Source organism: Mesorhizobium sp. M0960 (genome assembly GCF_040319055.1).
In the GTDB taxonomy this organism is placed as follows: domain Bacteria; phylum Pseudomonadota; class Alphaproteobacteria; order Rhizobiales; family Rhizobiaceae; genus Mesorhizobium.
In genome coordinates this window covers 178,890-199,163 of the sequence record NZ_JAMYNN010000005.1, presented here as the reverse complement: position 1 = coordinate 199,163, position 20,274 = coordinate 178,890, and the positions used below count along the sequence as shown (strand labels likewise).

Sequence of the window (20,274 nt, the reverse complement as noted above, 5' to 3'; positions counted from 1 at the left end):
TTTTAGTTCAAACTGAATCTGTTCACCCTTCGCCGTCATCGCGCTGGATTTTCCGCCAATCGGCGGCTAGTCGAAGGTGAATTTTCCAGGGACACGCCTTTGCTGCTCCGTTCCACGCTCATTTATGCTCCGGCGATCCTGCTGACGCGAATCTCGGCGTTGCTCCTGCTGGTCGTCGTGACGCGTTTGATCGACCAGACCGAGTATGGCCTGCTCACTCTGGTGGTGACCGTCGGCGAAATGACCGACATTGCCGTCACCAACTGGCTGCGCATCGCGTTGCTCAGGCTTGGCGGCAAGGGCGAAGTCAGCCGCGGCAGCCTGATGCTGGCCGGGCAGGTGTTGCTTGCCACCACGGCACTGGCGCTGGTCATATCGGTAGGCGCGTCGGCGGTGGTCGTGCCGGAACGCTGGGTCGAGTTCGCGATCGCGGTCTGCGGCTATCTTGTCGCCGGATCCATCAGCCGCTTCGCGTTGACGGTGCTGCAGATGCAGCAGCGCCACTCGGTCTATTCGATGCTCGAAGCCCTGCGTGCCCTGCTGCAACTCGCGCTGCCGATCGGCGCCATCCTTATCTTCCAGGATAGCTTTCTGACGGTATCGCTCGGCTCGAGCCTCGGCGCCTTGATTGCCGGCATCGTGGCGGGCATCATGGCATCCCGACGCGTCGTTACCGGTCCGCCGCGCTTCACCCACAGAGACTTCTTTGCGCTCGGTGTGCCGCTGATCATCATGGCGCTGGTTGGCTTCGGGCTCAACAGCGCGGAGCGTCTGTTCCTCAAGTTCTATTACGATGCCAGCGCTGTGGCGATCTTCGCCGCAGCCTATGCGCTGGCCCGCCAACCGATCGACATGGTCGCTAACGCCATCAACATGGGCGCCTTTCCCGAGGTGGTCAGCCGGTTCGACGAGGACGGGCCCGCCGCATCGGGTCGGTTGCTATCGCAGTTGATGGCCTTGATGATGCGGCTTTGCCTGCCGATTGCAGCTATGCTGGTCGCGCTCAGCAGCGATATCACTGAGCTCATGCTGCCCTCGCAATATCACGGCCGCTTCGGCCTGCTGTTTCCGATCATCGCCTTCAGCGTGCTGTGTGCCAACCTCACCAGCTTCGTCTATGGCGTCGTGGTGCACGCGCACAAACGGCCGTGGCTGCTGATCATCGCCAATCTCTTCGGCTCGGCGGCAACAATCGCATTGTCTCTGCTATTGATCCCTTCGATGGCGGAGATCGGCGCCGCTTTGGCGCTGGCGGGCGGCTCGGTGGTGGGCTCCATAACCTGCATCATCATCAGCGAACGGCTCACGCCGGTGCCGGTGCCGTGGCGCGACATTGGCGTTTCGGCAATCATCTCGCTCAGCACAGGGGTGGCCGCCAAGCTTGCCAGCATGGTGGCCGGCGATGTGCCGGCAATCTTCTCGCTTATCGCCGGCGGCACCGCCGGAGCTGCGGTTTTCTTCGGGCTGACCTCGCTATTCCACCCTGTGGCAGCGACGCAATTCCTCGCCCAGCTGCGGGCGCGGCTACGGATCGCGTAATTTCGCAAGCGATCTGTAAGCGGGTATTTCCGAGGCTTACAACACATGGTGTACCTTGCCGGAGACGGGCTCTTGCATACCGGACATTCAATCTCCGGGTGTTCGGGTCATGAGAGGAGGCGCCATAGTGGTCCGCACGTCGCGCTCGGCGGAAAAACGGACGATTGAAAAGCTGCAATCATCGGCATTTAGTCGAACCCGGCTTTTTTCCAAGTCTGAGGGGGCAGCGTGATTTCCCGATCCAAGAAGGTTGAACAATTTCGCGTTCTTCATAAATCCGGCTGCTTCCTGATCCCAAACCCATGGGACGTAGCCGGCGCGCGAATGATGGCTGGTCTGGGTTTTAGGGCGCTTGCGACAACATCTTCGGGTTACGCCTTCTTGAAGGGAAAGAAGGACGGAGCAAAGGAAGTCGGCCGCGACGAAAGCTTGGCATATGCCGCCGAGATCGCCGCCTCGACGACCGTGCCGGTCACTGCCGATTTGGAAGATTGTTATGAAGACACACCAGAAGGCGTGGCTGAAACCGTCCGGCTTGCCGCCGAAGCGGGATTGGCTGGACTTTCGATCGAAGATCGACAACCAAAGCCTGGCCAGCCAATACGCGATTTTGATGCTGCGGTGGCACGTGTAGCGGCGGCGGTTGCAGCTGCTCGAAAATACGACATCGTGCTCACCGCCCGCGCCGATGGGGTGGGTAAAGGCGTGTATGGTCTCGACGAGGCGACTCGCCGCCTAAAGGCCTTCGAAGCTCTTGGCGCTGAGGTGCTGTATGCGCCGGGTGTCCCGGATCTGGCGTCTCTCGAGCAGATTTGCAGCTCTGTCAGCGTGCCGGTCAATCATGTCCTCGGCCAAGGTGTTTCCGGTCTCACGTTTGAGCAGATTGCCGGGGCGGGCGTACGGCGGATAAGCGCGGGCGGGTCACTTGCGCGCGCGGCTGGCGGAGCACTAATGAAAATAGTCCAGGAGATCGCAATGGGGAACTATGCGGCGTTGGAAAGCGCTCCGGCCTGGAACAGCCTTCGCGATCCTAAACCCGTAATCTAAGTCCGAAAGGGTGACGCGCCCCCGGCTGCAACATGCCGCAAGGCGGGCGCTTACCTTGATATTTGAGAGGCCATGATTCGGAGACCGGCATCTACGATCGTGACACTCAGATAACCCAATGTTAAGCGCCGTTTTCCAAGTCACGGCCTTAGTCTCGGGAGTTCGAACGTCGCTCCCACGGCCAACGCCTGTTTTATGGGTGAACGCGAACCTATAAACCGGCGTTTCGGCGCCAGCGACGCTCCCAGAACTCCCGGCACAGCAGCCCGGCATAGGCAGTGTTGGTGTCGTAGTAGCGGCGCCACAAGCGTCGCGGCTCCTGGACCACGCGGAACAGCCACTCCAGGCCGGCTGCTTGTATCAGCCTCGGCGCACGGGCAACCTTGCCGCCATAGACATCGAAACTGCCGCCCACGCCCATCACGAAGCTTGCGGCGAGTTCGTCGCGGTAGCGCTTGAGAAATCGCTCCTTACGCGGTGTCGGCATGGCCACCAGCAGGCAGTCGGCGCCCGACGCGTTGATCGCCGCGACGATCCCGGCCTCATCCTCCGGCTTGAAATAGCCGTTGCGCATCCCCGCTATGACCAGGCTCGGATGGTCCTTGGCAAGTCTCGCTACAACCGCATCGAGAACGTGCTGTTCGGCCCCCAGCAGATAGGGCCTGAACCCACGCTTCGCGCAGAGGCTCAGCAGATTGATCATGATGTCGACGCCCGCCACCCGCTCGGGCAGCGCGACGCCACACAGACGTGCGCCCCAAAGCACGCCGATCCCGTCGACATTGACCACGTCCGCCCCTGCAACATCCTCGCGCAGTTCGGCATTCTGGCGCATGGTCACCAGCTTGGCGACATTCACGACCACATGATGCAGCGGCCGCCGCACGGTCATCGCCTCGTCGGCGATGGCCAGCGTCTCGGCCATGGTCAGCGCATGGATCGGTGCGCCAAGGAACTCCCGGCGCCGTGATGCCAACAGGGAATGCTGCGCCCAAGCCGGGTCGTGCGCGTTCATGCAGCCTGCTCCCTTGCGAGCGTCACTTGTGCGACTTCTGGTTTCTTGCCTTCGATACGGGCGTCGGGCTTGCGTGCCTTGCGCCAGGTCCATAGGCCCCTTGTATCGACGAGCTTCTTGTCCTTGAGCGCTTCGGGGTCGACCAGATTGAACTGCCGATGGTCGACCAGGAGGACGACGATATCGGACTTGTCGATGGCCGAAAGTGCGTCGGTGAACACGATGCCCCTGCCCTCGAGTTCCTGCGGCAGCGCATTTGTGTTGGGTTCAGCCGCAATGATCTTCACATTGGGGTTATCGGACAGAAGCTTCACCACCTCGACGGCCGGGCTCTCGCGCAAATCGTCGATATTGGCTTTGAAGCTGAGGCCAAGACAGGCGATCGTTTGCTTGCGGGAGGGGTCGAGCAAAGCCTCGATATCCCTGACCACCGACATGGGCCGCTCGGAATTGATCCGGCGTGCGGAAGCCATCAGCCGCGTGCTGTTGGGTGCGGCGTCGATGATAAAATATGGATCGACCGCAATGCAGTGACCGCCAACGCCCGGGCTCGGCTGGAGGATGTTCACGCGAGGGTGCCGATTGGCGAGATCGATCACTTCCCAGACATTGAGCGACAGGTCCTGACACACTGCGGCAAGCTCATTGGCGAAGGCGATGTTGACGTCGCGGAACGCGTTCTCGGTAAGTTTCACCAGCTCAGCGCTTTCGGCCGTCGTCATGAACAGGTCGCCGGTGACGAAGGTTGAATAGAGTGCCGCGGTCCGTTCCGACGATTTGCGGGACAATCCGCCGATCGAGCGATCGTTATTGATCAGCTCGGTCAGCACCTTTCCCGGCAGCACGCGCTCGGGCGAATAGGCGACCAGCACATCGGCGTCTTCGTCATGCAGGACAGGAAATTTGAGGTCAGGCCGCAACTCGGCAAGCAGCCCGTTCATGATGCGTGTCGTGCCGACCGGCGATGTCGATTCCAACACCACAAGGTCTCCCCGCTTCAGCACCGGGGCGATGCTTCGTGCCGCCGCCAGTACGTAGGTCACGTCCGGCCTATGGTCGTGGGTCATCGGGGTCGGCACGGCGATGATATACGCATCCGCCGGCTGCGGCGTGCTGTAGGCCTTGAGCTTGCCGTTCGCCACGACCTTCTGGATCAGGCCGTCAAGGTCCGGCTCGACGATGTGGATTTCGCCGCGATTGACTTTCTCGACGACCGCTCCGTTCACATCGACGCCAATGACGTCGAGCCCTCGGCTGGCGAAAATGGCGCAGGTCGGCAGGCCGATATAGCCCATGCCGATTACGGAAACGGTTTTGATTTCAGCCATGATGCAGCAGTTCCTCAACAATCCGGTTACTGGCCCGGCCATCGCCATATGGGTTGTGTCGTTCCGCCATGCCGCGATAGGCAGCCTGATCGTCGAGCAGGCGATTGGCGTTGAACAGGATTTTCTCGACATCGGTGCCGACGAGGCGGGCGGTGCCGGCCACGATCCCCTCGGGTCGCTCGGTATTCTCGCGCATCACCAGCACCGGCTTGCCGAGCGAAGGCGCTTCTTCCTGCACGCCGCCGCTATCGGTAAGCACCAGATAGCTCTGCTTCTGCAGATACAGGAACGGCAGATAGTCCTGCGGCTCGACCAGATGGATGTTCGGCACGCCTTCCAGCTCTGCGTTGACCACCGAGCGCACATTGGGGTTTGGATGGACAGGGTAGACGATCTGCACGTCTCCGCGCGCCGCCAATCCTTTCAACGCCGTACAGATGCGCTGGATGCCGCCGTCGAAATTCTCGCGGCGATGGCCGGTGACGAGGATCATTTTCTTCGTAGGGTCGAGGAAGGGGAAACGGGCGGCGAGCTTCGCGTTCATCAACCTGTCGGCATCGATCGCGCTTGAAAAATGCAACAGCGTGTCGATCACGGTGTTACCGGTCACGAAGATAGTGCTTTCGGCTTTTCCTTCGGCGATGAGGTTGTCGCGCGCCTGAACGGTCGGCGCAAAATGCCAGGTGGCGATGTCGCCGGCAATCTTGCGATTCAGTTCTTCAGGAAACGGCGAGTTGATGTTGTGGCTGCGCAATCCTGCTTCGACATGAGCGACCGGGATGCGCTTGTAGAAGGCAGCCAGAGCCGCGGCCATCGCCGTGGTGGTGTCGCCCTGTACCATGACGATATCGGGCTTCGCCTTGTCCAGCACCTCGGCCATGCCCAAGAGCACGCGCGAGGTCACGTCGAACAGCGACTGGCCGGGTTGCATGATGTTGAGATCGTGATGCACCGGCAGGCCGGTCAGTTCGACAACCTGGTCGACCATCTCGCGATGCTGGGCGGTGATGCATATTTCGGTGATGAAGCCTGGATGAGCAAGGGCGGCGCGCGCCACCGGAAAGCATTTGAGCGCCTCCGGCCTCGTGCCGAACACGATCAGCAGTTTCCGCCTGGACGGCAGTTTTGGACGTGAAAGGACGTTCATTGCTGATCCTGGCCGCCTGCAGCACTCGAAACATGCCGACTATTGTCCGCAACAGCCATAATAGCGCCGGAAAACGCCTTCGTGATCTCAATTCTTAATATATGATTAACAACCAAGGCCGCGTTCTCCCGGGTTAACTCTTGTGAAAGGTCGGGCTGACAAATAGTCTATGGTAGTAGTCTTGAAAAAGAATATATTGGATTGACTAATATTTTAATCATCGGCCACGCCGACGCATCCCGGCGCTGGGAAAATGAGCTTCTGGTGCGGTTGAGCGCGGCTGGACACGTTGTCTCGAGTTGCCGCGCGCCGACGCCTGAAGCCAACGCGCGCGGGATGGATAATGTGCTGGCGCTCGAGGGCCGACGCTTCGGCCCCTCACTGGCAAGCCGTTCCGAGCCGTTGCCGTCCGGCGATACCGGCCCCGCCGACCTTATAGTCGATCTCACCGCTACCGCCGCACGACGGGGCACGCCTGTCCTGACGCTCGAATTTTGTGGCCGCAGCAGCTTTGCCGCGGGCATGACCGAGATACTGGCGAGCGGGCGGCTACCCGAACTCACCGCCCGCTTCGACGGCGTTGCCATCGCCAGGGCGCGGCCGATGATCAGCGATCGGCTCTGGCTGTCCCGCAGCAGCAACGACCTGCTCGCCGGCGCCATCTCCCTGATTGCCCAATGTGTCGCCCGCTTTTCCACGGGCAAACTTGCGCCGATTGCCGAGAGCCCGGCGCCACCCCTGCAGAAAGGCGGATTTATCCGGCACTATCTGCCCTTTTTCGGCAGGGGATTGGTCGACCGTGCCGTGCAAAAACTGCGACGTGGCCGGCGCCCCTTCTATTGGCAGGTTGCTTACCGGCTGATCGACGGTCCAGGCGTCGCCGAAACCGGACAGCTGGATGGCAAGCCGTTCACCGTGCTTGCCGATGACGGGCAGCGATTCTACGCCGATCCGTTCGTTCTCGAACGCGACGGCCGCCACTATCTTTTTGTCGAGGAGTTCCCCTACGCCACCGGCCGCGGCGTGATTTCCGTCGCTGAACTTGGCGACGACGGCGTTTTCGGCGTGCCGAGGTTGGTGCTGGAGGAAGCGCATCACCTGTCATATCCGCAGGTGTTCGCCCACTCCGGCGAAATTTTCATGATTCCTGAAAGCGCTACGGCACGCGAACTGGTGCTCTACCGTGCCGTGCAGTTTCCGGATCGCTGGGTACGCGATACGGTGCTGATCGCGGACAGGGATTTCAACGACGCCACGCTGCTAGAATCCGACGGCCGCTTCTGGTTGCTGGGGACGGAGAGGTTCGGTCACGGCAGCGCGTCGGACACGATGACCGTCTATTCCGCCACGGCGCTGCGTGGGCCTTGGGTAGCGCATGCGCTCAATCCCGTCGCCGTCGATCACTCGGCCACTCGGCCGGGCGGCGCTTTCATCCGTCAGGGCGACGCCTTGCTGCTGCCGGTGCAAAACGGCTCGAGAGCCTATGGCGGTGGCCTGGGGTTGATGCGGCTGGATCGGCTTAATGATTTCGACGTCCGTTTTGAACTGCCCCGCCCAATCGATCCGGGGCCGGCATGGGCGCGGGCGGGTATCCACACGCTCAATCGCGCCGGCGATGTCGAGGTCGTGGATAGCGCCGGCTGACCGGATCCGAGGTCCGTGCTTAACGAGACCCGGCCGGGTTTGGGTGGGATGCAGCGGCCGAAGGCATGCTCTCGAGCTGGCCTCTATCGGGCTGCTTCCTATAGGCAAGCAGCAACACCACAATAATCGCGATTTCAGGCGATTTTGATGAGAGCGCGTTGTTCGACAGCGCAGCAAGCAGGAAGGTGATGATGCCTATCCATGCGGGCAGCGGCGCCCCGCGCAGCAGCCGAAAAACGAACCAGAATATCAGCACCGTAAAGAGCACGGCTATGGGCAGGCCGAAGAGCATGACGATGACCACCGGCGCGCTCTCGATGAACGGCAGATGCAGCTTCTCGTTGACGATCGCCAGGAGTTCGTCGCCGTTCATGCCAAACAGGATGTCTTTCCAGCTGACAAGTCCGAACACCTGGTAGATCGTCACCCGCGCCATAAAATTTTGGTCGAAAATGGTGTTGCTGAACCGGTTCAGCAGACCGCCAGCAAACAGCATCGCAACAAGCACCGCGCCGCCTGTCATAGTGAACATCAGCACGACAAATTTGGCCTGCCGCTCATACTTGAGCGACAGGCCCGGCCAAGGCACGAACAGCAGCAGAATGAGGATTTCTCCGGCAGCGAGCAGAAGCGCGGCGCGAGCGCCCGATGCAGCACAACCGACGACCAATACGAAAATCGCCACCACCCGCACCCATATGCGCCAGCGCGTCAGCGGTACGAATCCGATGACAGTGGCGCAGAGCGCGCCTAGTGACAGCGGATGGGCCGCTAGGCCGATCGGCCTGAACTGCAGTTCGTTGATGCCGTAAGGCAGGAATCGATGTTGAGTCACCGCTTCGATAGTGCCGATCACGGCGCTCAGGATGGCCATTCCAAGCACTACGTCGCCCAGCGCCCGCCGCGACTCCGCGTTTAATGCCAGCATCAACAGGCCTGTGGCGCCGGCCACCAGATAGGTATCGATGATGAACCCGGAGGAGCCCGCACGGCCGGTAATGAACAGATAAGGCACCAGCGCGAACATCAGCACCGAATAGCGCATCAACGCCTTGAATAATCCAATTTCGTCGCCCTGCAGCAGAAACGGTCGGCTGAAAAGAACGACAGCAAGCAGCAGGAAGATCGCGTAAGTGCCGAAATGCAGCTTCTCGTAGAACGAGCCTCCCTGGGCCGTATAGTCGACGACCATGTTCATCACCTGCGGCGACACCGTAAAGCGCAGCAGGAACGCGAATGCGGCGCATAGGAAAAACAGCAGCGACAACGCGTTTTGACGGCGCGCCTGGCTGGACAACAATCGTTCCGATGCGGCAGCAGGATAGCTCATGGCCCATCCAAGTGAAGGTATTCAAACGGCATTCCGGCCACGAGATCCATTCAAGAGACTGCCGAACGGATGCGGCGTGTGTGTTGTCAAAATATGCCGGGCCATGCGTTTGCCACAACCGTTAAGTTCGATGCCCGGACGTTTGCACGGTCTCCTTATTTGTTCCCCGTGGCAGCGTAAGGAAGCGATGTGGCTCTAACCTTCCTTCTGCCGTTCAGAATGAGAAGAATCGGCTTCTCGATCATCTGGTGGATCACCAGGCTGGCTATGCAGGCAGTCACGATGCTGACCACCGAGACCAGCAACACTGTTGCCGGATGGTCGTAGCCGATGGTGCGCCTGGCCAGGTAGGCTACGGCGCCGATCACGAAGATATGCGACAGGTAAAGCGCATAGGAGGCGTTGCCGAGCTCTTCGAGCAGGCTCCAGTGCTTCAGTTTCGGTTCCAGAATGAGGCCAAGGTGAAGCAGGCTGGCGGCCCACATTACCTGCCCCGCGAAGCTGATCTGGCTCATCAGCGGCGTGCCGTCATCGACGAATGCAAGCAACACGCCTGCAGCGGCCATAGGGCCGAGTAGCCAGACATGGCGTGTGTCGGAAGCAAAGCCGCCGTCCAGATAGCGCCGGCCTATCCACATGCCGACGACGAAGGCCACCGGCGAAGCGTTCAGATAGAACTGGAGAACAGGGTTGGTGGGAGCTATCAACAGCCCGGCCAGCCACATCGCAATGAAAAAGACCGTCAACACAAATGCGCGCGCGGTCACCGATAGGAATGCGAGCACCGCGAATGCGATATAGAAATAGGCCTCATAATTGAGCGTCCAGCCGAGTGACAAAATTGGGCTGACGCCATCTCGTTCGGGCGCTTGGTGGACAACGAAGAACAGCGACTGGAGATAATGGGGCCACGTAAAGACGGTCTTCTGGAAGAGACTTGGTGCAAGAGCTGCCAGAAGTGCGGCGACGCTTGTGAAAAGCCAGTAGAGGGGGATGATCCGGATCGCTCGGCGTTTCAGGAAGGTTGGAGCAGAGAAGGGACCGCTCCCCGTAATATAGACCATTATGAATCCGCTAATGACGAAGAACAGAATGACACCAAGGCGGCCCGCAGTCACGATAATCGGATTATCTATGCCGATCTGGTAGGAAAAAGCGTGCGCGAACAGAACCAACAAAGCGGCGCAGGCGCGAAGATACTGGACCGAATAGAATTTCGTCACGTTCCTCTCCTGCAATTGCAGGCGACTGACGCCATCCTGCAGGTCGCGGTCAGTGCTTCAGATGTCATTCAAAAGGCATTGCCATCTTTTCAATACAACCGCGCCGTTAAGTGCGCGTTACCGATTTCATGAAAATCACTCACCGGTTGCGGACGCAAATCGGGCGACGGCAAGAATGCGCGCCAAATTCTGGGCAACGAATCCCTTCAACGTCCGCCGGACGGAAGGGGGGATGAACGGCAAAATGGGCCAGCTTGGAAAATAAGATATTAACGATGTTTCTGTAGAGCAGGCCAAGCGTAACGATTTAACAAGGGTTGTCACCATGTCTGCCGGTTCCGGCACACCCCCGATCTCCGCGACGGCTTCCAATAACAGTGCGTTCGAGCGTATCGCCAATGCGCGGCGCAGGGCGATGCTGCAACAGCATGACCCAGTCGCGGCGCGCAGCTCCGCACCGGTGACGCCGCAACCATCCGAGCCTGTCGCGACGGTGACCCTGGACAAGATCGGCGATTTCCTCGAGCTCGATTTTCGACGCCTGTTCGTCTGGCTGCGGGCCGGTCTCGCCCTGGCGTTCATGCTGGCGGTAATCGGCGGCATTGTCGGCGGCGCCTATGCATTGCTGAGCAAGCAGCGTTACACCGTCACGACAGAGGTACTCATCAACCCCTCCAATTTGCAGGTTGTGGAAAACGACCTCTACTCACAACCGGGCCAGGTCGATAGCCAGCTGCTCAACACACGCAGCAAGCAGCGCATCTTGACCTCGGGCAACGTGCTTTCCCGTGTGGTGGACGAACTGAATCTGACTCACGATCCAGAGTTTTTCGATCCAGACCGGAGCACGTCTACGTCTGGCGCGGTGGCGAAGCCCGACCCGAAGCTTATCGCCTTGAAGAACCTGGCGGACCGGGTAAACGCCGCTGCGGACCCAACCTCGTTTGTCACAACCCTCTCGGTATCCGCGGAAACCACTGCCAAAGCGATCCTGATCTCGCAGGCCATAGTCAAAAACTTCCAGGAAGAACTGGCCAAGGCCGAAGCTGCCGGTGCCGGCCGTGCCGCGGCTGCCCTCGACAGCCGGCTTGGCCAACTCAAGAGCGACGTCCAGGCAGCCGAAGAGAAGGTCGAGAGCTACAGGCGCAGCCACAACCTGTCCTCCAGCAATGGCCAGCTCGTCAGTTCGCAGACGATGACGCAGCTCAACGGCGAAATCGTCGATGCGCAATCGCGCGTGATCGCCGCGCAGGCAAGCTACGACGCCCTGGTTGCCTCCGGTATAAATGGGGCCAATCCCGACCCCACGGTTTCGGAAGCGCTCGCGGCGCTGCGCGACAGGTCAAACAGCCTGCGACAGCAGATCGACTCACAGTCGATGACCTTCGGTCCGCGCCACCCGACGATTGTCAGGCTGAGGACGGAGCTCGAGACCGTCAACTCGCAACTCCGAGCCGAGTTCTCCCGCACCGTCGGAACGGCAAAGTCCAGCCTGGACAAGGCCAGGGCCTCGTTGGCCTCTCTCAACGCCAGGATGAACGATCTGAAGAGCAACGTTTTCACCGACAGCGAGTCCGAAGTCGCCCTGCGTGAGCTTGAACGCGATGCGGCCTCGAAGAGAGCGGTCTATGAGAGCTTTCTGTCACGTGCGCGCCAAATCAGTGAGCGCGAGCAGATCGACACCACAAACGTACAGGTGATTTCGACCGCGGTGCCCCCGCCAGGGCGCTCATGGCCCCCGCGCACTGCCCTGGTGGCAGGCGCAGGAGCGTTCGCAGGCTTTGCCCTGGGCATGCTGCTGGCCATTGGCATGGGCATTATCCGCGACATGCGCCGGCCGCCGAACAGATCAGACCTTGCTGCCAGCCGAGCCTGAAGCAAGGCATGGCGAAGCGCATCGTTTTCCACATCGCCAGCCTGCGAGGCGGCGGCGCCGAGCGTGTCTTCGTCCTGATGGCAAATGAAATGGCGTCGCGTGGCCACGAGGTCACGCTTTTTACCTGGAACGCGCAAGGGCCTAACGCGGCGCTGCGCTCCGCCGCCGTGCATCTGGTCGACTTCGGCCTTCTCTTGCGCGGCGAGGGTTACGCCAAGTCGGCGACGCTAAAAGGCATCGTGCGAAGCGCAAATTTGTTCCGCCGCCTTGATCCTGATGCGGTCTATAGTGCCCCGGAATTCGCCAATCTGGTCATGGCGCTGTCACTCATGTTGGCCAGAAGCCGCGCAAAATTCTTTCCAAGCTTCCACGCCGCCGCCTCGCTGCCTGCGAGCGGCCTCGGCGCGAGGCTGGCGATCTGGCTTTCCGCGCTGGTTGCAGCGCGCGCGACCAAAGCCATCGCCGTTTCGGCGGGTGTCGGCCGTGACATCATCGCCCGCGGCTTCCCCGAATCCAAGGTCGTGGTCATCAGCAACCCGCTGCCGCCGGCTGAAGCACCGCAGGGGACTTCCTATGCCTGGCAGGCAAAATTGGCAGCGATGGGATATGGCCCGGTCATCGCCACCGCCGGGCGCCTGGTGCCGGTCAAGGACCACCGGACTTTGCTGCGGGCCTTCGCTGCCCTGCGCGCCGGCCGCCCTGCCCGGCTTGTCATCTTCGGCGAAGGTCCGCTGGCTGCCGAATTGCACGCCTATGCCGAAGGTACCGGCATAGGCGGGGAAGTGCTCTTTGCCGGCTACGTCAACGATCCGGCAGCCTGTTATGCCGCAGCCGATCTGTTCGTCCTTACATCCACCAGCGAAGGCTTTGGCAACGTGTTGGTCGAGGCCATGGCTGCCGGTGTCCCGGTAATCTCCACCGATGCTCCGCATGGCCCGCGCGAGATACTCGGTGACGGCCGTTTCGGCACCTTGGTGCCGGTCGGTGACGCCGCAGCCCTGGCGAAGGCGATGGCCGAGATGCTGGACCACCCCACCCCTGCTGCCGTCCTGAAAAGCCGGGCGGCGGATTTCACAGTCGACACGATTGGCGATCGGTACGAAGCCTTGCTCTAGTTGTCGCGCCCGGCCAACAGATCGCGGTGGCATCCAGCCGCAGCTGATGGCCGGCACGGAAGTCCTGGCTGATTTCGGCGCAAGCAAGTCACATCAAGCCAGAAAACCGGTTGCGCAAACGTTTCGATGGCGCTAGCTTTCGGAAAGTCACAACGGCCGCCCAGGCGGATTCAAAGATTGTGAGACTGGGAAACGCAAGATTCGAGGAGGAGCGTGCGTGCGCTTGCCCGTCACCACGTCGAGCGCGACAGCTCCGCGATGACGACGATCGTCGAGGTCGCTCGCAGGGCAGGCGTGTCGGTGTCGACCGTTTCACACGTCGTCAATCAAACCCGCTATGTCTCCCCGGCCACTGCCAGATCGGTGAGCGAGGCGATCGCTGCTCTCGGCTATATGCCCAACAGTGTCGCACGCTCGCTAAAGCTGGCCTCGACGAGCAGTGTCGGCCTGGCGATTTCGGCGATCTCAAACCCCTATTTCAGCGACATCATCTGCGCCGTCGAGACCGAGTGCGCGCGCCTTGGCCTCATGGTGTTCCTGTCGGATACGCAGGACGATCCCGACAAGGAACTGGCTGTCGTCCAGGCACTGCACCAGCGACGCGTCGACGGGATCATCCTGGCGCCCTCTGCCGCGCCGCAAGCTGCATTGCGATATCTCTCGGAACGGTCCCTGCCCTGCGTCTTGATCGACCGACTACCTGACGATCGCTTTGATCAGGTCGGTGTCGAGAATTTCGAGGCCATCCGCGCGCTGATCGACCACGTCGTGTCCTTCGGACATCGCCGCATCGGTTTTGTTGCCGGACAGCGGGGATTTGCCACCACGCTGGAGCGCATGAACGGATTTCGCGCGGCACTGGAGGCCAACGGCCTGGAGTTTGTGCCGGACTACGTCGTGACGGGAAACGCGACCACCGCCAGTGCGAGCACCGCCGCCCATGCGCTGTTGTCGCTGCTGGTGCCTCCGACTGCCCTGGTGACCGGCAACAATCTGTCGACGATAGGCGTGATGCGCGCGGTCCGTGAGCGAGGGCTCGCTGTCCCCAGGGACATATCGGTGGTCGGCTTCGACGATTTCGAATGGGCCGATTACTTCGAGCCGCGACTGACGCTGGTCGAACAGCCCTGCGAGGATTTGGGCCGGCAGGCAGCCGCGTTGCTGATTGAGCGGATTGGACTTCCAGATGGCCAACGACGCACGGTTCGCCTTGAGCCGACGCTGCGCCTGCGCGCATCCTGCGGAAGACCGGCATGACTTCGCCGCTTCTGACCATGAATGGCGTCGTTAAACGTTTCGGTGGCGTTCACGCTTTGCGCGGCGTCGATTTCGAACTGCGCGTGGGCGAGATCCATGCCCTGCTGGGCGAGAACGGCGCTGGCAAGTCGACATTGATGAACATCCTGTCCGGTGTGCACGCCCCTGACGAAGGAACGATCACGATCGATGGCGCACCGGTGCATTTTGCCAATCCGCGCGAAGCGCAGGCCGCCGGCATCGCCACGATCTTCCAGGAACTCGATCTCGTGCCTGGCCTCGATGTCGCGGCCAATCTTTTCCTCGGTCGCGAGTTGGTGAAGCCCGGCGGTTTTCTCGATGTCGCAAGGATGCGCGAAGAAGCCCGCACCCGGCTGACCGCCATCGAGTTGGACATCGATGTCGAACGGCCCGTCGGCGAACTGTCGATCGGGCATCGTCAGGTCGTGGCGATCGTCAAGGCACTGTCCTATGCATCGCGTGTCCTGATCATGGACGAGCCGACGGCGGCCCTGACGGTCAGCGAGGTGGACAGGCTCTTCACCATCATGCGCAAGCTCAGTGCCACCGGCGTGGGCATCATCTACATCTCGCATCGGCTTGAGGAGGTTCCCCAAGTTGCGGACCGGGTAACGGTGATGCGCGATGGCCGCGTGGCCGGGACGACAGCCCCGGACGCACCACAGGCCGAACTGGTCAGCCTTCTCGTCGGCCGGCCTCTGGAGGACCTTTACCCGAAACGCACACGCACGGTAGGTCGCCGGCTCCTTCATCTCAAGGACGCCCGTTTCCATCCCGCTCGAGCCAGCGCCGGCTGGCAGGTTCCCCAAAACGTTTCGCTCGACGTGCATGAGGGCGAAATTGTCGGGCTGGCGGGCGTCATGGGTGCCGGCCGTACCGAGTTGCTCAGCGCGCTCTATGGCACCGGCCTGGCAGGCCGTTGGGCCGGCACCGTCGAGGTCGACGATCGCCCGGTGCGCCTCGAGTCCATCAGAGCTGCGCGCAGGGCCGGCGTCGCCTTCGTCACCGACGACAGGCGAGGAAGCGGACTGATGCTGCGTACGACGGTCGGCCGCAACCTGGTCATGTCGGTGCTGCGACGAATCTCACCGCGCGGCTTCATGTCGATTGCACGCGAAGCAGCCGCTGTGGCGCGCTCGTTCGGCCAATTCGACATACGACCGCGCAATGCGGCCATCCCGGTCGGCGCGCTGTCGGGCGGCAACCAGCAGAAGGTGGTGCTCGCCAAGGAGATCCTCGGCAATCCGCGGCTGCTGTTGCTGGATGAACCGACGCGTGGCGTCGACGTCGGCGCCAAGGCGGAAATCTATGCCAGGCTTCGCGATCTGGCATCGCAAGGCCTCGGCATACTCGTCGCCTCGAGCGAAATGCCTGAGCTGATTGGCCTATGCGATCGCATCGTGGTTCTTCGGGAGGGCCGCAACGTGGCGGAATTCGAGCGCGGCGTCGATGAACACACGGTGCTTGCCGCCGCAACCGGAAAGGCCTCCTGATGTCCGACACCAGCACGGCGGATACCGAACTGCCGAGCGGCAAGACAGCTCAGAAGCGGCGCGATCCGCTTGCACTCATCGTCCGCTTCCAGAGCCTGATCGGCTTGGTGGTCGTCGTGATCGGCGGCATCATCTTCTCGCCGCGCCGGCACGGACAGATACTGTTCATCGCCCCGGACAACATCGCCAACATCGTACGCGCCGTGTCCGAGACCGGCATCATCGCGATCGGCATGACTTTCGTCATCATCACTGCGGGGATCGACCTCTCGGTTGGCGCTTTGCTTGGCCTGGCCAGTGTCGTCACGGCTACGATGATGATCAATGGCGGTGTTGGCCTCGTGCCGACGATTCTTGCCGTGCTTCTTGCCGGCGTGGTCTTCGGTGCCGTTCAGGGCTCGATCTCGACGCGCTTCCGCCTTGAGCCCTTCATCGTCACCCTCGCGGGCCTTCAGGCCGCGCGCGGTCTGGCCCTGGTCGTCTCGGGCAACGAGTACATCAACATCTCCTATGGCGACGGACCCGGGCTTGCCCCTCCGGTATTTGCCATTCTGGGCGAGCGCTTGTTCAACAATGTGGTGCCGGTGGCAACCATCGTCTTCATCGCTTTTGCGGCGATCGCCACAGTGGTTCTCAACACGACCCGCTTTGGCCGCTATGTCTTTGCCGTCGGCGGCAATGAGCGGGCGGCGCGCCTCTCGGGCGTTCCGGTGTCCGCCGTCAAGATCACCGTCTATGCGATCACCGGCTTCGCGGCCGCTCTCGCCGGCATCGTCCATGCAGGGCAGTTCAACTTCGGCAGTGCCAATGACGGCGCCGGGTACGAACTTACCGCCATCGCCGCGGTCGTCATCGGCGGTACCAGCCTGTTCGGTGGAGCCGGATCGATGGTCGGCACGGTCGCCGGCACGATCATGCTCGGCGCGCTCGCCAACGTCCTGCAACTCAACAACATCACACCCGCCCTGCAATTGCTCGCGACAGCCGCGATCATCATCCTGGCGGCGGTTCTTCAGTCCCTCGTCCGTCGCCGCGAAGGTCTGGTCCGTTAAGTGGGCGACATTGGAAGACCCCTGAACGCCAGCTTACCCGGCGTCGGGAGAGTGAAGCTCAGCAAACCAACAGTCGAGCCAAGGGCATCGACAGGAAGGAAACAACCATGGTTATCAGGAGCACACGCAATAGCAGACAAAGGGCCTGGCAAACGTGTCTGCTTGCCGGGACCTTTCTCGCAGCCGCCGGAGGGGCTCAAGCTGCGGAACCATTGGTCAAGGCTTGCTCCAAGACCGGCGAATTCGTAATCGGCTTTTCTCAGGCCAACAATGCCGAGCCGTATCGCCAGCACGTCAATGACGAACTCACCGCCGCCGCCAAGGCAGTGTCCCAGTTCACCTTGCAGATCGCCGACGGCGCCGGCAGCGTGAACACCCAGACCTCACAGGTCGACAATTTCATCACCCAGAAGGTCGACCTGCTGCTGATATCGCCCTTCGAAGCATCGCCGCTGACGCCGGCGGTGAAGCGGGCCATGGAGGCCGGCATCCCCGTCATCGAGCTCGACCGCAAGACGGTTGGCGATCCGGGCAAGGACTACACGGCTTTTATTGGCGGCGACAATTACAAGATCGCCTTCGAAGCCGGCAAATACACCGCCACGAAACTGCTTCCTGACGGCGGTGAAGTTGCCGTTCTGGAAGGGCTGCCCAGTTCGACCCCTGCCGTGGAACGGCTCAACGGCTTCAAGGACGGCGTCAAGGAGAACGACAAGATCAAGGTCGTCGCTGAGCAGGCGGCGGACTGGCTGCCGGACAAGGCACAGACGGCGTTCGCAGCCATGCTGCAGGCCAATCCCGATATCAAGATGGTCTACGCCAGCAACGACATGATGGCCGCCGGAGCGCGCCTTGCCGCCAAGGGCGCCGGCAAGGAAGGGCAGATCAAGATCATCGGCACCGACGGATTGCCAGGTCCTGCCGGCGGCATCCGGGCCGTTGCCGAAGGCGAATGGGCTGCAACCTTCACTTATCCGACGGGCGCCAAGGAGGCGATCGATATGGCAAAGTCGGTTCTTCTCGATTGCGCCACATCCGTCGAGCCGACGGTCACCGTTGCAACGACGGCGATCACGCCGGAAAACGCCAAGCAGATGATGGGTAACTGACAAAAGTGCCATGGCGATTGCGGTGCGGAGGTCGAATGGCACCTCCGCACCGTCGCAACGCCTCATTTCCGCCCTTCGGCCGGTCTTCGGCAAGGGCGAGGGTCTCCAGGGCCCAATCAGATCGACCGTTGGTGCTCCGAAACAGCAAGAATGGAAGCCTCGGAAAGCCGCCATTAACTTTTCGTTAACCATGCCGGGCTAGCCTTAACCAATCAGTAAGGACTCGCCTCTGTGACCTGCGTCGCTCCCATCCAAAACAAGTCCATACGCTTTCGAGCGCGCTCGTTTGTAGCCTTCACCCTCACCCCTGAGGCCCCGTTGGGGGAATGGCTGCAAAGCCTGGATCACTGGACCGAAAACTCTCCCGGCTTCTTTGCCGGTCGCCCGGTCGTGCTCGACCTGAATATACTCAAGCCCGAGGCGGGCGAGATCGGAGATCTGGTCTCACAGCTCGCGGAGCGCGGGATTCGCATCTACGCGATCGAGGCGGACGGCAATGTTGGTCTCGACGCTGATCTGCCGCCGCTCCTCGTTGGCGCCAAGGAGGCCACCGCTGACGCGCTTTACGTGCAGCCGGACCCGAAAGCCGCCGCTGAGGCCAACACGGAAGAGCCGCAGGCGCCGAACTCATTGATGATCAAGGCACCGATCCGCTCCGGCCAGTCGATCTTTCACCCCGATGGCGATGTGGTCATTGTCGGCTCCGTCAGTTCCGGATCCGAGATCATCGCCGGAGGATCGATCCACGTCTACGGCACGCTGCGTGGACGTGCGTTCGCCGGCGCCACCGGAAATTCCGCGGCTCGTATCTTTTGCCGGAAAAATGAAGCCGAACTTCTGGCGGTAGACGGCTGGTACCGCACCGCCGAGGAGATGGACGCCTCCTCGCGAGGAAGGCCGGTACAGGCCTTTCTCGAGGACGGCGCACTTTGCGTCGCACCGCTCAACTAACAACATTGGAGGCACAAATATGGGCAAGGTAGTGGTTATCACGTCCGGCAAAGGGGGTGTCGGCAAGACGACCTCGACGGCCGCTCTCGGCGCCGCGGTCGCGAAAACCGGCAAGCGGGTGGCCCTCGTCGACTTCGATGTCGGCCTGCGCAACCTCGATCTGATCATGGGCGCCGAGCGGCGTGTTGTTTTCGATATCGTCAACGTCATTCAGGGAACCGCCAAGCTCTCGCAGGCGCTGATCCGTGACAAGCGGCTCGACACGCTGTTCCTGCTGCCGGCCTCGCAAACGCGCGACAAGGATGCTCTCACCGAGGAAGGCGTCGCCGATGTCATCGACAAGCTGCGCTCGGTTTTCGACTATGTCTTCTGCGACAGCCCGGCCGGCATAGAGCGCGGCGCGCAGCTTGCGATGCGCTTTGCCGACGAGGCGGTTATCGTGACCAACCCGGAAGTGAGCTCGGTCCGCGACTCCGATCGCATCATCGGCCTGCTCGACTCCAGGACGATGAAAGCCGAGCAAGGTGAATCGATTGCCAAACACGTCCTCGTCACGCGCTACGACGCTGCCCGCGCTGCCCGCGGCGAGATGCTCAGCATCGATGACGTGCTCGAGATCCTGTCCACGCCTCTGCTGGGAATAATTCCCGAGAGCCAGGACGTGCTGCGCGCATCCAATGTGGGCGCGCCGGTTACGCTCAGCGAAAACACCAACCCCGCCGCACGCGCCTATATCGACGCGGCAAGAAGACTCGAGGGCGAGGACCTGCCGGTCGTTCTGCCTTTCGAGCGGAGGGGCCTCCTCGACCGGCTGTTGGGAAGGAGGGCAGCATGAACCTGCTCGATATCTTCAAGCGCCGCGGCAGCGCGCCCGTGGCGCGCGAGCGCTTGCAACTGCTGTTGGCTTACGAGCGTCGAAGCCGCAACCAGCCCGATCTCGTCTCCGTGTTGCGCGAGGAGATCATGGCGGTGATCGCCCGGCATGTTCAGGTCGACCAGGATTTCCTGCAGGTGAGCATGGATCACGGCGAAACGACGTCGAGATTGGAGATCGACATCCAGATCCCCAACAAGATCGCAATGCCCATGGCCGCGGCGTTCTAGCGGAATCCTCCAGTCAGGGCTCG

General features: G+C 61.5%; 17 protein-coding genes. 12 read left to right on the top strand and 5 right to left on the bottom strand.

The window, feature by feature from the left end; all coding sequences use genetic code 11:
• The first annotated feature begins 99 nt into the window (after nucleotides 1–99).
• Both NKH63_RS13315 and NKH63_RS13310 read left to right on the top strand, forming a co-directional pair.
• A complete protein-coding gene (locus NKH63_RS13315; RefSeq protein WP_023720692.1) occupies nucleotides 100–1,539 on the top strand; it encodes a lipopolysaccharide biosynthesis protein in 1,440 nt (479 codons plus the stop codon).
• Nucleotides 1,540–1,767: 228 nt separating this feature from the next.
• Nucleotides 1,768–2,586, top strand: coding sequence for an isocitrate lyase/PEP mutase family protein (locus NKH63_RS13310; RefSeq protein WP_352917946.1), 819 nt, complete (start codon nucleotides 1,768–1,770; stop codon nucleotides 2,584–2,586).
• A 211-nt stretch (nucleotides 2,587–2,797) separates the two neighbouring features.
• Here the strand turns inward: NKH63_RS13310 and NKH63_RS13305 are convergent, their stop codons facing one another.
• From NKH63_RS13305 to wecB, 3 genes are read right to left on the bottom strand one after another with little or no spacing between them, the layout of a single operon-like run.
• Nucleotides 2,798–3,601, bottom strand: a complete 804-nt coding sequence (locus NKH63_RS13305) for a WecB/TagA/CpsF family glycosyltransferase (protein ID WP_023720694.1) — start codon at nucleotides 3,599–3,601, stop codon at nucleotides 2,798–2,800.
• Nucleotides 3,598–4,929, bottom strand: a complete 1,332-nt coding sequence (gene wecC / locus NKH63_RS13300) for a UDP-N-acetyl-D-mannosamine dehydrogenase (RefSeq protein WP_352484049.1) — start codon at nucleotides 4,927–4,929, stop codon at nucleotides 3,598–3,600. Before wecC ends, NKH63_RS13305 begins: the two co-directional genes overlap by 4 nt.
• A complete protein-coding gene (wecB, locus tag NKH63_RS13295; RefSeq protein WP_352484050.1) occupies nucleotides 4,922–6,076 on the bottom strand; it encodes a non-hydrolyzing UDP-N-acetylglucosamine 2-epimerase in 1,155 nt (384 codons plus the stop codon). The genes wecC and wecB overlap by 8 nt, the downstream gene beginning before the upstream one ends.
• A gap of 336 nt (nucleotides 6,077–6,412) precedes the next feature.
• Between wecB and NKH63_RS13290 the strand changes: the two genes are divergently transcribed.
• Complete coding sequence (locus tag NKH63_RS13290; protein WP_352484051.1) at nucleotides 6,413–7,720, top strand: glucosamine inositolphosphorylceramide transferase family protein; 1,308 nt, start codon at nucleotides 6,413–6,415, stop codon at nucleotides 7,718–7,720.
• A gap of 19 nt (nucleotides 7,721–7,739) precedes the next feature.
• Here NKH63_RS13290 and NKH63_RS13285 read toward each other — a convergent pair whose 3' ends face one another.
• Nucleotides 7,740–9,050 (bottom strand): VpsF family polysaccharide biosynthesis protein, encoded by a 1,311-nt coding sequence (locus tag NKH63_RS13285; protein ID WP_352917945.1) that lies wholly within the window; start codon nucleotides 9,048–9,050, stop codon nucleotides 7,740–7,742.
• 155 nt (nucleotides 9,051–9,205) lie between these two features.
• Complete coding sequence (locus tag NKH63_RS13280; RefSeq protein WP_023720700.1) at nucleotides 9,206–10,273, bottom strand: acyltransferase family protein; 1,068 nt, start codon at nucleotides 10,271–10,273, stop codon at nucleotides 9,206–9,208.
• Between the two features lie 325 nt (nucleotides 10,274–10,598).
• On the opposite strand from NKH63_RS13280, the gene NKH63_RS13275 reads away from it, so the two are divergent.
• The 9 genes from NKH63_RS13275 to minE all read left to right on the top strand — a co-directional run bounded on the left by NKH63_RS13275 (nucleotide 10,599) and on the right by minE (nucleotide 20,251).
• Complete coding sequence (locus NKH63_RS13275; protein ID WP_352484053.1) at nucleotides 10,599–12,149, top strand: GumC family protein; 1,551 nt, start codon at nucleotides 10,599–10,601, stop codon at nucleotides 12,147–12,149.
• An 8-nt stretch (nucleotides 12,150–12,157) separates the two neighbouring features.
• On the top strand, nucleotides 12,158–13,264 hold the full coding sequence (locus NKH63_RS13270) for a glycosyltransferase (RefSeq protein WP_352484054.1): 1,107 nt from the start codon (nucleotides 12,158–12,160) through the stop codon (nucleotides 13,262–13,264).
• A 258-nt stretch (nucleotides 13,265–13,522) separates the two neighbouring features.
• Nucleotides 13,523–14,521 carry a LacI family DNA-binding transcriptional regulator gene (locus NKH63_RS13265; RefSeq protein ID WP_352484067.1) on the top strand — a complete coding sequence of 333 codons (999 nt, stop codon included), beginning with the start codon at nucleotides 13,523–13,525 and terminating at the stop codon, nucleotides 14,519–14,521.
• A complete protein-coding gene (locus NKH63_RS13260) occupies nucleotides 14,518–16,035 on the top strand; it encodes a sugar ABC transporter ATP-binding protein (protein ID WP_352484055.1) in 1,518 nt (505 codons plus the stop codon). The genes NKH63_RS13265 and NKH63_RS13260 overlap by 4 nt, the downstream gene beginning before the upstream one ends.
• The gene (locus NKH63_RS13255) at nucleotides 16,035–17,087 is read left to right on the top strand and encodes an ABC transporter permease (protein WP_352484056.1); all 1,053 of its coding nucleotides are present in this window, start codon (nucleotides 16,035–16,037) and stop codon (nucleotides 17,085–17,087) included. The genes NKH63_RS13260 and NKH63_RS13255 overlap by 1 nt, the downstream gene beginning before the upstream one ends.
• Nucleotides 17,088–17,194: 107 nt before the next feature.
• On the top strand, nucleotides 17,195–18,196 hold the full coding sequence (locus NKH63_RS13250) for a substrate-binding domain-containing protein (RefSeq protein WP_031194494.1): 1,002 nt from the start codon (nucleotides 17,195–17,197) through the stop codon (nucleotides 18,194–18,196).
• A gap of 231 nt (nucleotides 18,197–18,427) precedes the next feature.
• Nucleotides 18,428–19,147: a septum site-determining protein MinC gene (minC, locus tag NKH63_RS13245; RefSeq protein WP_352484057.1), complete on the top strand. Its 720-nt coding sequence runs from the start codon at nucleotides 18,428–18,430 to the stop codon at nucleotides 19,145–19,147.
• 19 nt (nucleotides 19,148–19,166) lie between these two features.
• Entirely contained in the window at nucleotides 19,167–19,982 is an 816-nt protein-coding gene (gene minD / locus NKH63_RS13240; protein ID WP_352484058.1) for a septum site-determining protein MinD, read from the top strand.
• Complete coding sequence (gene minE / locus NKH63_RS13235) at nucleotides 19,979–20,251, top strand: cell division topological specificity factor MinE (RefSeq protein WP_023720709.1); 273 nt, start codon at nucleotides 19,979–19,981, stop codon at nucleotides 20,249–20,251. The genes minD and minE overlap by 4 nt, the downstream gene beginning before the upstream one ends.
• Nucleotides 20,252–20,274: the final 23 nt, after the last annotated feature.

Excerpts from the sequence above, each read along its gene's own strand:
- NKH63_RS13305 (WP_023720694.1), bottom strand. The coding sequence starts at position 3,601 with ATGAACGCGCACGACCCGGCTTGGGCGCAGCATTCCCTGTTGGCATCA.
- wecC (WP_352484049.1), bottom strand. The coding sequence starts at position 4,929 with ATGGCTGAAATCAAAACCGTTTCCGTAATCGGCATGGGCTATATCGGC.
- wecB (WP_352484050.1), bottom strand. The coding sequence starts at position 6,076 with ATGAACGTCCTTTCACGTCCAAAACTGCCGTCCAGGCGGAAACTGCTG.
- NKH63_RS13290 (WP_352484051.1), top strand. The coding sequence starts at position 6,413 with ATGGATAATGTGCTGGCGCTCGAGGGCCGACGCTTCGGCCCCTCACTG.
- NKH63_RS13285 (WP_352917945.1), bottom strand. The coding sequence starts at position 9,050 with ATGAGCTATCCTGCTGCCGCATCGGAACGATTGTTGTCCAGCCAGGCG.
- NKH63_RS13275 (WP_352484053.1), top strand. The coding sequence starts at position 10,599 with ATGTCTGCCGGTTCCGGCACACCCCCGATCTCCGCGACGGCTTCCAAT.
- NKH63_RS13270 (WP_352484054.1), top strand. The coding sequence starts at position 12,158 with ATGGCGAAGCGCATCGTTTTCCACATCGCCAGCCTGCGAGGCGGCGGC.
- NKH63_RS13265 (WP_352484067.1), top strand. The coding sequence starts at position 13,523 with ATGACGACGATCGTCGAGGTCGCTCGCAGGGCAGGCGTGTCGGTGTCG.
- NKH63_RS13260 (WP_352484055.1), top strand. The coding sequence starts at position 14,518 with ATGACTTCGCCGCTTCTGACCATGAATGGCGTCGTTAAACGTTTCGGT.
- NKH63_RS13255 (WP_352484056.1), top strand. The coding sequence starts at position 16,035 with ATGTCCGACACCAGCACGGCGGATACCGAACTGCCGAGCGGCAAGACA.
- NKH63_RS13250 (WP_031194494.1), top strand. The coding sequence starts at position 17,195 with ATGGTTATCAGGAGCACACGCAATAGCAGACAAAGGGCCTGGCAAACG.
- minD (WP_352484058.1), top strand. The coding sequence starts at position 19,167 with ATGGGCAAGGTAGTGGTTATCACGTCCGGCAAAGGGGGTGTCGGCAAG.
- minE (WP_023720709.1), top strand. The coding sequence starts at position 19,979 with ATGAACCTGCTCGATATCTTCAAGCGCCGCGGCAGCGCGCCCGTGGCG.